This window comes from Cellulomonas sp. (genome assembly GCF_965229465.1).
GTDB lineage: Bacteria > Actinomycetota > Actinomycetes > Actinomycetales > Cellulomonadaceae > Cellulomonas.
In genome coordinates, this window is record NZ_OZ245882.1 from 3,350,689 (window position 1) to 3,364,680 (window position 13,992).

Annotated in this window: 8 protein-coding genes and 1 pseudogene; 5 read left to right on the top strand and 4 right to left on the bottom strand. The window is 73.9% G+C overall.

From position 1 onward, the window contains the following. Nucleotides 1-36: 36 nt before the first annotated feature. Nucleotides 37-1,233 (top strand): hypothetical protein, encoded by a 1,197-nt coding sequence (locus tag ACO06A_RS15930; protein WP_421733187.1) that lies wholly within the window; start codon nucleotides 37-39, stop codon nucleotides 1,231-1,233. 53 nt (nucleotides 1,234-1,286) lie between these two features. Here the strand turns inward: ACO06A_RS15930 and ACO06A_RS15935 are convergent, their stop codons facing one another. After that, complete coding sequence (locus ACO06A_RS15935; RefSeq protein ID WP_421733188.1) at nucleotides 1,287-3,092, bottom strand: AMP-dependent synthetase/ligase; 1,806 nt, start codon at nucleotides 3,090-3,092, stop codon at nucleotides 1,287-1,289. A 1-nt stretch (nucleotide 3,093) separates the two neighbouring features. After that, nucleotides 3,094-5,741, bottom strand: a pseudogene (valS, locus tag ACO06A_RS15940) (valine--tRNA ligase). A gap of 175 nt (nucleotides 5,742-5,916) precedes the next feature. Here valS and ACO06A_RS15945 point away from each other — a divergent pair. Both ACO06A_RS15945 and ACO06A_RS15950 read left to right on the top strand, forming a co-directional pair. Then, nucleotides 5,917-9,756, top strand: a complete 3,840-nt coding sequence (locus tag ACO06A_RS15945; RefSeq protein WP_421733189.1) for a Pls/PosA family non-ribosomal peptide synthetase — start codon at nucleotides 5,917-5,919, stop codon at nucleotides 9,754-9,756. Continuing rightward, the gene (locus tag ACO06A_RS15950; protein ID WP_421733190.1) at nucleotides 9,753-11,081 is read left to right on the top strand and encodes a M1 family metallopeptidase; all 1,329 of its coding nucleotides are present in this window, start codon (nucleotides 9,753-9,755) and stop codon (nucleotides 11,079-11,081) included. The genes ACO06A_RS15945 and ACO06A_RS15950 overlap by 4 nt, the downstream gene beginning before the upstream one ends. On the opposite strand, the gene ACO06A_RS15955 is transcribed toward ACO06A_RS15950, so the two are convergent. Further along, entirely contained in the window at nucleotides 11,038-11,745 is a 708-nt protein-coding gene (locus ACO06A_RS15955; RefSeq protein ID WP_421733191.1) for a 4'-phosphopantetheinyl transferase family protein, read from the bottom strand. The genes ACO06A_RS15950 and ACO06A_RS15955 overlap by 44 nt on opposite strands. Before the next feature lie 66 nt (nucleotides 11,746-11,811). Here ACO06A_RS15955 and ACO06A_RS15960 point away from each other — a divergent pair, with 66 nt between their 5' ends. Both ACO06A_RS15960 and ACO06A_RS15965 read left to right on the top strand, forming a co-directional pair. Next, nucleotides 11,812-12,828 (top strand): TIGR03557 family F420-dependent LLM class oxidoreductase, encoded by a 1,017-nt coding sequence (locus ACO06A_RS15960; RefSeq protein WP_421733192.1) that lies wholly within the window; start codon nucleotides 11,812-11,814, stop codon nucleotides 12,826-12,828. Then, a complete protein-coding gene (locus ACO06A_RS15965) occupies nucleotides 12,825-13,589 on the top strand; it encodes a coenzyme F420-0:L-glutamate ligase (protein ID WP_421733193.1) in 765 nt (254 codons plus the stop codon). Before ACO06A_RS15960 ends, ACO06A_RS15965 begins: the two co-directional genes overlap by 4 nt. On the opposite strand, the gene ACO06A_RS15970 is transcribed toward ACO06A_RS15965, so the two are convergent. Then, a complete protein-coding gene (locus tag ACO06A_RS15970; protein WP_421733194.1) occupies nucleotides 13,583-13,975 on the bottom strand; it encodes a YbjQ family protein in 393 nt (130 codons plus the stop codon). The two genes, ACO06A_RS15965 and ACO06A_RS15970, sit on opposite strands and share 7 nt — an antisense overlap. Nucleotides 13,976-13,992: the final 17 nt, after the last annotated feature.

Consider the following 13,992-nt stretch of genomic DNA (forward strand, 5'->3'; position numbering starts at 1 on the left):
GTCGCCGGGGACGATCGACACCGGAGGTACCTGCCCATGGATCTGCACTGGCTCAAGCCGCTGCTCGGACGCCCGGCACCGTTCACGACCGTCTACCTCGACGCGACGCGCAACGGTGCGACCGGCGACGCCGAGGCGGCTGACCGCTGGAGGGCCGTACGACGCTCTCTGGAGCGCGACGGTGCCCCGGCCTGGGTGCTGGACCAGATCGCCGACGTGGTCTCGGTCCCCACCGGTGTGCGCGCACCCCACGGGCGGGTGATCGTCGCCGATGCCCAGGGCGTGGTGGTCGACCGCGTGCTCTCGGAGCCTCCGGCCCAGTCCCACGCCGTGTTCGGACCCGCGCCGGCACTCCTGCCCGCCGTGCGGGCCGCGGACGAGACGGTCTCGTACCTGCTGGTCGAGGTGGACCGCAACGGAGCGGACCTGACCTGGGCGGCCGGCGGCACGGTGCGCACCGAGGGCGGCCCGGAGACCGAGACGGTCGACGGCGGGCACGACGACGTGCACAAGACGCGCGAGGGCGGTCTCGACCGGCGCAGCCAGACGCGTGCGGAGGACTCCTGGGGTCGTAACGCCGAGGCGGTCGCTGCGGTGCTGGACAAGCGGGTCGCGGAGCGCAAGCCCGACCTAGTGGTGATCACCGGCGACGGCCGCGCCACCAAGCTCGTCTGCGAGGCCGTGGGCCAGCAGGCGCGCGAGCTGGTGGTCGAGGTGCAGGGCGGTTCGCGGGGCGAGGGCGTCAACCAGGGGGCGTTCGCGGCTCGGGTCGCCGAGACGCTGGAGTCGTTCCGGACCCGGCGGCGCCAGGCGGTGCTCGACCGGTTCCGTGAGGCCCAGGGGCGCGGCGACGGTGCCGTGACCGCTCTGGGCGACGTGATCGAGGTGCTGCGGCGCGGTCAGGTGGCTGAGCTGGTGCTCCAGGTCAGCGTGCTCACCACGGGCCTGGCGGAGCGGACCCTGTGGGTGGGGCCCGAGCCGCTCCAGCTGGCGACGACCGCGGGGGACCTCGCGTCGATCGGCGTCACGGGGAACGCGCGCGAGATGGACGCGAACGTGGCTCTGGTGCGTGCCGCGCTGGCCCAGGACGCGGGCGTCACGTTCGCGGAGGACGGCGCGGTCGACCTGGTGGACGGGATCGGCGCAGTGCTGCGCTGGTCGGACGACTCCACCCCGAGCGAGGCGGTGCCCACCCAGTCCGCCGACCAGGCTCGCCTCCGCAACGTCGTGTAGGCCGGACGTCCGAGCAGAGGGAGCCCAGAGCCCACCTCTGCTCGGACGTCAGGTCAGTCGGTGGTGCGGGTGTCCGTGTACAGGGTGTCGATGTCCGCGGCGAAGTCCTTGAGCACCAGGGCGCGCTTCACCTTCATCGACGGGGTGAGGTAGCCGTTCGTCTCGGTGAAGTCCGTGGTGAGCACGCGGAGCTTGCGGATGGACTCGGCGCGCGACACGGCCTCGTTGGTGCGCTCGGCGGCGCGGTCGAGGGCCTCGAGGACCGCGGGGTATGTCGCGGCCTCGTCGACCGACATGGCGGGCAGGCCGTGGTTGGACAGCCAGCCGGGGAGCATGTCGGCGTCCAGGGTGACGAGCGCTCCGATGAAGGGCCGCTGGTCACCGACCACGACGACCTGGCTGACCAGCGGGTGGCCGCGCAGGCGGTCCTCGAGCACGGCGGGGGCGACGTTCTTGCCGCCGGCGGTGACGATGATCTCCTTGGTGCGGCCGGTGATCCGCAGGCAGCCGTCGTCGTCCAGCGTGCCGAGGTCGCCCGTGCGGAACCAGCCGTCCACCAGGGCCTCGGCGGTGGCCTCGGGGTCGTGCCGGTACCCGCGGAACACGTGCGGGCCCGACACGGAGATCTGGCCGTCGTCATCCACGCGGATGGCCGCGCCGGGGTACGGCGGCCCGACGGTGCCGATGGTGGTGGCCCCGGGACGGGTGACGGTCGTGGCCGCGGTCGTCTCGGTGAGGCCGTACCCCTCGAGCACCTCGACGCCGATGCCCCGGTAGAAGTGGCCGAGGCGCTCGCCCAGGGGCGCGCCGCCGGAGATCGCGAACTCGGCGCGCCCGCCGAGGGCCGCCCGGAGCTTGGAGTGCACCAGCCGTCCGGCGAGCGCGTGCCGGGCACGCAGGCGGGGGCCCGGGCCGCCGGTCTCCAGCGAGCGGGAGTAGTCCTCGGCGGCCTTGGCGGCCCAGCGGAAGAGCTTCAGCTTGGTCCCCGAGCCCGCCTTCTGCTCCGCCGAGTTGTAGACCTTCTCGAAGACGCGGGGCACCGCCAGGATGAACGTCGGCTGGAACGTCCCAAGGTCCGCGAGCAGGTTCTTGGCGTCCGGCGTGTGGCCGAGCACGGCGCCGGAGGGCACGCAGAGCACCTGGATGAACCGCGCGAACACGTGCGCGAGCGGCATGAACAGCAGGGTGCGGGAGTGCGGCATCGCGACGACGTCGCCCAGGCCGGCGACGCCGTTGCGCGTGATCGCGACGAAGTTCCCGTGCGTGAGCTCGACGCCCTTGGGCCGGCCCGTCGTGCCCGACGTGTAGATGACGGTCGCGAGGTCGTCCGCGCGGGCCAGCGCGCTGCGCCGCCGGATCTCCTCGTCGGGGACGCCGGTCCCCGCCTCGACCAGCGCGGCGACCGCGCCCTCGTCGATGACGAGCACCTCGCGCAGGCCGGGGAGGTCGTCGCGGACCTGGGCGACGACCGCGGCGTGCTTCGCCGTCTCCACGAGCGCGAGCCGGACGCCGGCGTCGGCCATGATCCAGCGGACCTGCTCGGCCGAGGACGTCTCGTAGACCGGCACGCCCAGCGCGCCCGCCGCCCAGCATGCGAAGTCGAGCAGCGTCCACTCGTACCGGGTGCGCGACATGATCGCCACGCGGTCGCCCGGCTGGACGTCACGCGCGACCAGACCCTTGGCCACCGCGGTGACCTCGGCGTCGAACTCGGCGACCGTGACCGCGGTCCAGGTCCCGTCGACCAGCCGCTCGGCGAACACGCCGGAGGGGTCGCGCAGCAGCCGCTCCGCGAGCATGCCGGGGATGCTGGCGGCGGGGTCCAGCTCGATCAGCGACTCGGACCGTGACTCGCGCACGTCAGGCCTTCGGAGCCGGCGGGACCAGCACGGCGTCGCGTGCCACGCACGTCTCCCCGTCCGAGTCCACCAGGGTGAGGGTGCCGGTGACCCGGCCTGCGGCGCGGATGTCGTCGAGCGAGACCTCGACGCCCGGACGCAGCGCGGCGGGGACGGCGAGGTCGACCGCGGTGATCTCGGTGCGCATCGACAGCTTGGCCTCGGACTTGACCTTGCGCAGCGCGGCGAGCGCCGACCCGGCCGCGCCGACCACGGCGGGGTCCGCCGAGGTGCGCAGCGGCTCCGCGGACGGCCACGGCGCGCGGTGCACCGACCCGTCACGCCACCACGACCAGACCTCCTCCGTGGCGAACGGGATCACCGGCGCGAACAAGCGCAGCAGCACGTCGAGCGCGATCGCCAGGGCGGCGCGGGCCGACGTGGTCTCCGGGACGGGTCGCCGTAGGCACGGTCCTTGACCAGCTCCAGGTAGTCGTCGCAGAACGTCCAGAAGAACGTCTCCGACAGCTCCAGCGCGCGGGTGTGGTCGTACGCGACGAGGGCCGCGGTGGCCTTGTCGACGACGTCGGCCAGTCCGGCGAGCATGGCGCGGTCGATCTCGACGGTGACCAGCGCCGGGTCCAGGTCGAGCGGCTCGTCGGCGGCACCGAACGAGAGCGCGAACTTGGAGGCGTTGAGCACCTTGATGGCCAGGCGGCGGCCGATCTTCATCTGGCCGACCTCGAACGCCGCGTCGGTGCCGAGCCGCGCGGAGGCCGCCCAGTAGCGGACCGCGTCGGACCCGTGCTCCTCGAGCAGGCCCATGGGGGTGACCACGTTGCCCTTGGACTTCGACATCTTCTTGCGGTCGGGGTCCAGGATCCAGCCGCTGATCGCCGCGTCGGACCAGGGCAGCGAGCCGTGCTCCAGGTGCGAGCGGACCACGGTGGAGAACAGCCAGGTGCGGATGATGTCCTGGCCCTGGGGGCGCAGGTCCATGGGGAACACGCGGCTGAACAGGTCGGGGTCCGTGCGCCAGCCGCCGACGATCTGCGGCGTGAGCGAGCTGGTGGCCCAGGTGTCCATGATGTCGGGGTCGCCGACGAACCCGCCGGGCACGCCGCGCTGGTCGGCCGTGTAGCCGGCGGGCACGTCGGACGAGGGATCGATCGGGAGCTCGTCCTCACCCGGCACCAGGGGTGCGTCGTGGACGGGATCGCCGTTCTCGTCGAGGCGGTACCAGACCGGGAACGGCACGCCGAAGAACCGCTGGCGGGACACCAGCCAGTCGCCGTTGAGGCCGCTGACCCAGTTCTCGTAGCGGACCTTCATGAAGTCGGGGTTGAACCCCAGCTCGGCGCCGCGGGCGAGCAGCTCGTCGCGCAGGGCCGCGTCGCGACCGCCGTTGCGGATGTACCACTGGCGGCTGGTGACGATCTCGAGGGGCTTGTCGCCCTTCTCGTAGAAGTTCGCCTTGCGCTGGGTGGTGACGGGCTCGCCGTCCAGGTCGCCGGTCTCGCGCAGCCCGGCCACGACGGCCTCGCGTGCGGAGAACGTGGTCTTGCCTGCCAGCTCCTCGTAGCGGGCGCGCGGGCCGTCGCCCACGAGCCACTCCGGGGTGTCGCGCAGGATGCGGCCGTCGCGGCCCACCACCGAGCGCGTCGGCAGCTGGAGCTCGCGCCACCACTGCACGTCGGTGAGGTCACCGAACGTGCAGCACATCGCGATGCCGGCGCCCTTGTCGGGCTCCGCCAGGGTGTGCGCCAGGACGGGGATCTCCACGTCGAACAGCGGGGAGCGGACCGTGGTGCCGAACAGGTGCTGGTAGCGCTCGTCGTCCGGGTGCGCGATGAGCGCGACGCAGGCGGGCAGCAGCTCCGGCCGGGTCGTCTCGATAAAGACTGGGGAACCGCTGCCAGTGCCTACGGGATGGAACGCGACCCGGTGGAACGCCCCCGGGTAGTCGCGGGCCTCGAGCTCGGCCTGGGCGACCGCGGTCTGGAACGTCACGTCCCAGAGGCCGGGTGCCTCGGCCTGGTACGCCTCGTCGCGCGCCAGGTTGCGCAGGAACGCCTGCTGCGCGACCGCGCGGGACTCCGCGGAGACCGTCTGGTAGGTGCGCGACCAGTCGACCGAGAGTCCGAGCCGGCGCCAGAGGGCCTCGAACAGCCGCTCGTCCTCGACCGTGAGGCGCTCGCACAGCTCGACGAAGTTCTTGCGGCTGACCGGCAGCTGGGGGCCGGACTTGCCCTCGCCGCCCTCGAACGGAGGAGTGAACCCGGCGTCGTACGGGAGCGACGGGTCGCACCGCACGCCGTAGTAGTTCTGCACGCGACGCTCGGTGGGAAGGCCGTTGTCGTCCCAGCCCATCGGGTAGAACACCTCGCGGCCGCGCATGCGTTGGAACCGCGCGACCACGTCGGTGTGCGTGTAGGAGAACACGTGGCCCACGTGCAGCGAGCCGGACACCGTGGGCGGGGGCGTGTCGATCGAGTAGACCTGCTCGCGCGTGGCCGTGCGGTCGAACGCGTACAGGTCCTGGGTGGTCCACGCCTCGTCCCAGCGGGCTTCGACGCCGTCCAGGGAGACCCGGTCCGGTACCTGCCGCGTGCCCGTGGTGCGAGTGGTTTCCTGGGGCACGGACGGCGTGGCGGGGGAGTCGGAGCTCATGGTCCGACATCTTCCCAGATCGGCGGCCCTCCACGGTCCGGCGACGATCAGGCGAACAGTCGGTGAACGGGGGCGGTCGGGGCGCGGCGCGCCGTGGCGCCGGTGCGAGGATCGCCACTCGCCGGGTCGTGAGCGCATGATCGGGAGGACACGAGCGGGCGGGGGAGGCTGGGCGATGTCTGCCGACGGGTTTCTCCGGTCCGACCGGGCTGCACCACCGCGCACGCTGCTGGACGTCCTGGAGGGGACCGTCGCGGCGCACGGGGACGCGCCGGCGATCGACGACGGCAGCGTCGCGCTGACCTACCGACAGCTGGCCGAGGCGGTCCGCTCCGCCGCGGCAGGCCTGGCAGGCGTCGGCATCGGCCCGGGGGACCGCGTCGGCGTGCGCATCCCGTCGGGCACAGCGGAGCTGTACACGGCGATCCTCGCGGTGCTCGCGGCCGGGGCGGCCTACGTGCCGGTCGACGTCGACGACCCGGACGAGCGCGCGCGCACCGTGTTCCGCGAGGCCGGCGTCGCACGGGTGCTCACCGAGGGGGACCTGGCGACCCTGCGGACGCGCGCCGAGCCGAGGTCGCCGGGGCTCGACGACGACGCCTGGATCATCTTCACCTCGGGCTCGACCGGCGCGCCGAAGGGGGTCGCGGTCACGCACCGGTCGGCCGCCGCGTTCGTGGACGCCGAGTCGAGGCTGTTCCTGCAGGGATCGCCGCTGGGCCCGGGCGACCGGGTGCTGGCGGGGCTGTCGGTCGCGTTCGACGCCAGCTGCGAGGAGATGTGGCTCGCGTGGGGGCACGGGGCCTGCCTGGTCCCCGCGCCGCGCGCGCTGGTGCGCACCGGCATGGACCTGGGCCCGTGGCTGGTCGCGCAGGGCATCACCGTCATCTCGACCGTGCCGACGCTCGCCGGGCTGTGGCGGTCCGAGGAGCTGGCCGGCGTGCGGCTGCTCATCTTCGGCGGCGAGGCGTGCCCGCCCGAGCTCGTCGCACGGCTGGTCGGGCACGGGCGCGAGGTCTGGAACACGTACGGGCCGACGGAGGCGACCGTCGTCGCGTGCGCCGCGCTGCTCACCGGCGACGGGCCCGTGCGGATCGGGCACGCGCTCGACGGGTGGGACCTGGCGGTCGTCGCCCCCGACGGGACGCAGGTCGAGGAGGGCGGTCTGGGCGAGCTGATCATCGGCGGCGTCGGGCTGGCGCGGTACCTCGACCCCGCCAAGGACGCCGAGAAGTACGCGCCGGCCGAGCCGCTGGGCTGGGCGCGGGCGTACCGCAGCGGGGACCTGGTGCGGTACGAGGCCGACGGGCTGCTGTTCGTGGGGCGTGCCGACGACCAGGTGAAGGTCGGTGGCCGTCGGATCGAGCTGGGTGAGGTCGACTCCGCGCTGCTCGGCCTGCCCGGCGTGGCGGGGGCGGCCGCCGCGGTCCGCCGCACGCCCGCGGGCACGTCGGTGCTCGTCGGCTACCTGGTGGCCGAGCCCGGCATCACGCTGGACCTGGCCGACGCCCGGCACCGGCTGGTCGGCTCGTTGCCGGCGGCGCTCGTGCCGCTGCTCGCGCCCGTGGAGTCGATCCCGACGCGCGGCTCCGGCAAGGTGGACCGCGACGCGCTCCCGTGGCCGCTGGGTCGCACGGACGAGGCGTCGGTGCCGCCCGTCGGCCTCTCGGCGACCGGGGAGTGGGTGGCGGAGCGCTGGACCGCCGCGCTGGGGGTCACGGTGACGGGCCCGCGCGACGACTTCTTCGCCGCCGGCGGGGGCAGCCTCGTGGCCGCCCAGCTGGTCAGCGCCCTGCGTGAGCGCTTCCCCACGGTCACCGTCGCCGACGTGTACGAGTACCCGCGGATCGGGGACCTGGCCCGCCGGCTCGACGAGTTCGAGCCGGCCGTCGCGGCCGAGGTGCGCGTGGTCGAGCCGACCCCGCTGCGGTCGCAGCTCCTCCAGACGGTCCTCGGCCTGCCGCTGGCCGCCCTGGTCGGTCTGCGGTGGCTCACGTGGCTGCTGGCGGCGGACGCGGTGCTCGTCGGGACGACCGGTGCCGCGTGGGTGCCTGTGGTGCCCGGCGTGTGGTGGTGGGTGGCGCTCGGGTGGCTGGTGCTCCTGAGCCCGCTCGGGCGGATGGGCACGACGGTGCTCGTCGCGCGCACGCTGCTGCGCGGTCTTCGACCGGGCCGGTACCCCCGGGGCGGGGCGGTGCACCTGCGCCTGTGGTTCACCGAGTCCTGGGCGGCCGGGGCCGGCGCCGAGAACCTGTCGTGCGCACCCTGGACCGCGACGTACGCGCGGGCGCTCGGGGCGACCGTCGGCAAGAACGTCGACCTGCACGCGCCGCCGCCCGTCACCGGGCTGCTCACGCTCGGCAACGGGTGCTCCGTCGAGCCGGAGGTGGACCTGCGCGGGCACTGGCTCGACGGTGACGTGCTCCGGGTCGGACGGGTGCGCATCGACAAGCGCGCGACCGTCGGCACGCGCAGCACCCTCGCGCCCGGCACCCGCGTGGGCGCCTGGTCCGAGGTCGCCCCGGGCTCGGCCGTCCTGGACTCCGTGCCGCCCGGGGAGCTGTGGGTGGGGTCCCCGGCGGTGTTCGACGGGCCGGCCCGGCGGCACTGGCCGCGCGACCGCGCGCCACGGACCCGACGGTGGGTGGCGATCTACGGGCTGACCGCGACCATGCTCTCGGCCCTGCCCGTCCTCGCCGGCCTGTGCGGGCTGCTGGTGGTCGGCGTGGCGCTGGGCGGGGCCACCACGAGGGCCGAGGCGGCCCTCGACGCGGTGCGCGCCGTGCCCCTGGCCGCGGTCACCATGGTCGTCGTGCTGGCGGTCGTCACGCTCGCGGCCGTGCGGCTGCTCGGGCTCGGGTTCCGCGAGGGGTACCACGCGGTGCACAGCCGCGCGGGGTGGCAGGTCTGGGCGACGTTGCGGCTCATGGACGATGCCCGCACCACCCTCTTCCCCCTGTACTCCAGCCTGGCGACGCCGGTCTGGCTCCGGCTGCTGGGCGCGGACATCGGCAAGGACGTCGAGGCGTCGACCGCCCTCATGCTCCCGAGCCTGACCACGGTCGGAGACGGCGCCTTCCTGGCGGACGACACCCTCATCGGCTCCTACGAGCTGGGTCACGGCTGGCTGCGGGTCGAGCGGAGCAAGGTGGGCAAGCGCGCGTTCCTCGGCAACTCGGGGATGATCGCCCCGGGCCGCGCGGTGCCCAAGCGCGGTCTGGTCGCCGTGCTGTCGGCGACCCCGGAGGACGCCCGGGCGGGCACCAGCTGGCTCGGCTCACCGCCGGTGCGGCTGCGGCGGACCGCCGGCGAGGCCGACGACGCCCGGACGTTCGCACCGCCGACGCGTCTGCGAGTGGCCCGTGCGCTCGTGGAGCTCTGCCGGATCGTGCCCGTGATCTGCACGGTCGGGCTGGGGGTGCTCGTCCTGCTGGCGCTCCAGGCGGTGCTCGACTCCCGCGGGCTGGGGGCTGCGGCCGCGGTCTCCCCGCTGGTCGTGCTGGCGGCGGCCCTCGTCGCGTGCACGCTGGCGACACTGACCAAGTGGGTGCTCGTCGGCCGGTTGCGACCCGGCGACCACCCCCTGTGGAGCTCGTTCGTGTGGCGCAACGAGCTGGCCGACACGTTCCTCGAGGTGGTCGCGGTGCCGTGGCTCGGACCGGCCACGATCGGCTCACCGGCGCTCACGACCTGGCTGCGGACGCTCGGAGCGCGGATCGGCCGCGGGGTCTGGTGCGAGACCTACTGGCTGCCCGAGGCCGACCTGGTCACGCTCGGCGACGCGGCCACGGTGAACCGCGGGTGCGTGCTGCAGACGCATCTGTTCCATGATCGGGTGATGAGCATGGACACGGTGGAGCTCGGACGCGGCGCGAGCCTGGGTCCGCACGGGGTGGTGCTGCCCGCGGCGAGCCTGGACGACGGCGCGCGGGTGGGCCCCGCCTCGCTCGTGCTGCGTGGGGACACGATCCCCGCCGGGTCGCGGTGGACGGGGAACCCGGTGGCCCCGGCGTGACGCAGCCGCCCGAGGACCCGTACCTGCCCGGGAGGCCGGACGGCGGCGTCACGGTGGACCGGTACGAGCTCGAGCTCGACTACCGCGTGGCCACCAACCGGCTCGACGCGCGCGCGGTGCTGCACGCCCGCGCCACCCGTCCGCTGGACCGTGTGGCGGTGTCCCTGCACGGGCTGCGCGTGACCCAGGTGCTGGTCGGCGGGAAGCGGCCGGAGCGATGGACCCACCGCGACGGCCGGATCGCCATCCGGTTGGGCCACCAGGTGTCCGCCGGCGCGAGCCTGCTGATCGAGGTGCGGTACGGCGGGCAACCGGGTCCCGTGCGCGGACCGTGGGGGGAGGTCGGCTGGGAGGAGCTCGAGGACGGGCTCATCGTGGCGGGCCAGCCCGACGGGGCACCCACGTGGTTCCCGTGCCACGACAGCCCGGCGGACAAGGCGAGCTTCTCGGTCACCGTCACGGCGGAGGCCGGCTACGAGGTGCTCGCCAACGGGTCGCTGGTCTCGCGCACCCCGCGGGCCGGGCGCACGCGGTGGGTGTACGACCAGCCCGAGCCGATGGCCCCCTACCTCGCGACGCTCCAGATCGGGCGCTACGAGCGGGTGCCGACGGGCGCGCGCACCCAGGTGCTGGTCCCGCCTCGGCTGCGCACCGCCGCGCTGCACGACCTCGACCGGCAGGCCGAGATGATCGCGCTCTTCGAGACCCGGTTCGGCCCCTACCCGTTCCCCGGCTACACGGTGGTGGTCACCGACGACGTCCTGGAGATCCCGCTCGAGGCGCAGGGGCTCGCGGTCTTCGGAGCCAACCACATGGACGGCCGCCGAGGGTCCGAGCGGCTGGTCGCGCACGAGCTCGCGCACCAGTGGTTCGGGAACAGCCTGACGGTCGGGCGCTGGCGGGACATCTGGTTGCACGAGGGCTTCGCCTGCTACGCCGAGTGGCTGTGGTCCGAGCAGTCGGGCGGCTGGAGCGCCGAGCGGCACGCCCGGTCCGCGCGGGCCCGCCTGGCGGCACTCCCGCAGGACCTGGTCATCGGCGATCCGGGACCCGACGGCATGTTCGACGACCGGCTCTACAAGCGCGGCGCCCTCACCCTGCACGCCCTGAGGCTCGCGGTCGGCGACCGGGCGTTCTTCGCGATCCTGCGGACGTGGACCGCGCGGCACCGGCACGGGACCGTGAGCACCGAGCGGTTCGTCGCGTGCGCGTCCGAGGTGTCCGGGACCTCCGTGGCGCTGCTGGTGGAGGCCTGGGTCTACCGGCCGGCCCTGCCCGAGCTCAGTACCGCCCGGTCAGCTGCACCTGCGACACCCGGAGGCTGACGGGGCCGTCGGCACGCACGGCGAGCGCGCCGAGCGCTCCGTCCGTCGGGTCGAGGTCCTGGAGGTGCCACGGCCCGACCGGTCCGCGCTCGATGCGCGGGGGCTCGTCGCCGGGCCCGAGCACGAGGGTGCGCGGATCGACGTCGAGCCCGCGTCCGAGGGCCTTGAGCACGGCTTCCTTGCGCACCCAGGTGCGCAGGCGGGACTCGTCGTCGACAGCGCGGGCCTCCGTGGCGGCCAGCACGACGTCGTCGAACCCGACGAAGAGGCGCTCGGTCCGGCGCTCGACGTCGATGCCGACCTCGCCGCGGAGCGTCGTCGCCACGACGACCGTCCCGGCGGTCCGCGCGAGGCTGACGTGGGGGACCGGGCTCCAGTGCACGTCGTCGGGCACGCTGCGCCACGACGCGCTCGGTCGGCCGTGCACGCGGCTGCCGCAGCGGGGGCAGCGGCGGCGCAGCTCGACCGCGTCGGCGTCGACGCCTGCCCAGGAACCGACGGCGGTGCGCGCCAGCACCAGCGACGACGCGAGCGCGTTGCGCATCTCGGCGTTCTGCACCGTCGCGGTGCGCTCGCGCTCCGCGCGCGTCAGCATGTCGGTGAGCACGTCCGCGGAGACGGTGCGCGCCCAGTGCACCTCGACCGTCAGGGCGTCGTCGCTCACGGGCATCATCCTGCCTGGTCCCGCGGTTAGGGTGATCGACGACGAGGGCCCACGAAGGAGCAATGGATGGCAACGGTCACGGCGGACGGCCTCACGGTCGGGTACGCGGCGATGCTCGAGCAGTTCCACCCGACCGAGGCGGTCGCGCTGTCGGTGCACGCGGAGGCCCACGGGTTCTCCGGGGTGATGGCGGCCGACCACTACCAGCCCTGGGTCCCCGCGCAGGGGCAGGCCGCGTTCGTCTGGAACGTGCTGACGGCCCTGGGGGAGCGGACCACGGGCGACATCGGCCCCGGGGTCACCGCGCCGACGTTCCGGTGGCACCCGGCGATGGTCGCGCAGGCGTCGGCCACGCTCGCCGCGATGTACCCCGGGCGGCACTGGCTGGGCCTGGGCTCCGGCGAGGCGCTCAACGAGCACATCGTCGCCAGCTACTGGCCGGAGGCGCCGGAGCGGATCAACCGCATGTTCGAGGCCATCGACATCATCAAGAAGCTGTTCGCGGCGTCGATCGCCGGCAAGGACGTCAAGCACGCCGGGCAGTTCTACAAGCTCGAGTCCACGCGCCTGTGGACCATGCCGGAGGTCGCCCCCGAGATCCTCGTCGCGACGGCCGGCCCGGTGACCGCCAAGCGCGCCGGACGGCTGGCCGACGGGCTCATCACGGTCGGCGCCCCGCTGGAGAAGATCTCCGGCCTGTTCGGCAAGTTCGACGAGGGCGCGCGCGAGGCGGGCAAGGACCCGGACGCGATGCCGAAGGTGCTCCAGCTCCACCTGTCCTGGGCCGAGACCGACGAGCTGGCCCTGGCGCACGCGATGCACGAGTGGCCCAACGGCGGCATGAAGTTCCCGAAGGCGGACATCCGCTCGCCGTTCGACTTCGAGCAGATGGCCAAGCTGGTGCGCCCCGAGGACTTCGAGGGCCGCATGGTCATCTCGGCGGACCCCGACAAGCACCGCGCGGAGATCCAGAAGTACGTGGACCTCGGCTTCGACCGCATCTACCTGCACAACGTGGGGCGCAACCAGCGCGAGTGGATCGAGACGTTCGGGGCGGACGTGCTGCCCAACCTGGTGCGATGAACTCGCGCCTCGAGGTCTGGGCGCCCGACGGGCTGCGGGAGATCGCACCCGGCGACGACCTGGTCGCGCTGCTGGCGGAGCTGCTCCGCGACGACCCGCCCGTCGACGGCGACATCCTCGTGCTCACGTCGAAGGTCGTGTCCAAGGCCGAGGGCCGGGTGGTCTCCGCCGACGACCGCGAGCAGGCGATCACCGACGAGACCGTGCGTGTCGTCGCCACCCGCGAGCACGCGTCCGGGGTCACCCGGATCGTGGAGAACCGGCTCGGGCTCGTGATGGCCGCGGCCGGCGTCGACGCGTCGAACACCCCCGAGGGCACGGTGCTGCTGCTCCCGCTCGACCCGGACGCGTCCGCGCGCCGGATCCGGGCGGGGCTGTCGGCGGCGTTCGGGGTCCGGGTGGGCGTCGTCATCACCGACACCGCCGGGCGGCCGTGGCGGCAGGGGGTCACGGACATCGCGATCGGCGCCGCGGGGCTCGTCGTGCTCGACGACCTGCGCGGTCAGGTCGACTCGTTCGGCCGCCCCCTCGTCATGACGCAGGCCGCGGTGGCCGACGAGATCGCGTCAGCCGGTGAGCTGGTCAAGGGCAAGGCCGAGGGTCGGCCGCTCGCGGTCATCCGAGGACTCGGGCACCTGGTGATCGTCGAGGACGGTCCGGGCGCGCGCGTGCTCGTCCGGCTGGGCGACGAGGACATGTTCCAGCAGGGCAGCGCCGAGGCGTACTCGCAGGGCTGGAAGGACGCGCTGCGGGATCAGTGAGCGTCGGTCGCGGCCTGCGCCGCGGCGACGACCTGCGCCGACTGACCGGTCGCCCCGGGCTCGCCGGAACCGATGGGCTCGACGATCACCGCGGTGCCGTAGGCGCACACCTCGCTGAACTGGCCGATCGAGTCGGTGTCGAAGCGCATGGCGACGATCGCGTTCGCGCCGCGCTGCTGCGCCTCGGTGACCATGCGGTGCATCACCTCACGGCGGCTCTCGTACATGATCTTGGTGAACTCCGGCAGCTCGCCGCCCCCGATCGAGCGCAGCCCGGCGGTGAAGCTGGCGCCGATGTTGGTCGAGCGCACGGTCAGGCCCATGACCTCGCCGAGCACGGCCTGGATCCGGTACCCCGGGATGTCGTTCGTCGTCACCACGATCACGGGAGCGATGGTGCCAC

What these genes read in the sequence shown, in the direction of transcription:
- ACO06A_RS15930 (WP_421733187.1), top strand. Translation starts at nt 37, where the DNA reads ATGGATCTGCACTGGCTCAAGCCGCTGCTCGGACGCCCGGCACCGTTC.
- ACO06A_RS15945 (WP_421733189.1), top strand. Translation starts at nt 5,917, where the DNA reads ATGTCTGCCGACGGGTTTCTCCGGTCCGACCGGGCTGCACCACCGCGC.
- ACO06A_RS15960 (WP_421733192.1), top strand. Translation starts at nt 11,812, where the DNA reads ATGGCAACGGTCACGGCGGACGGCCTCACGGTCGGGTACGCGGCGATG.
- ACO06A_RS15965 (WP_421733193.1), top strand. Translation starts at nt 12,825, where the DNA reads ATGAACTCGCGCCTCGAGGTCTGGGCGCCCGACGGGCTGCGGGAGATC.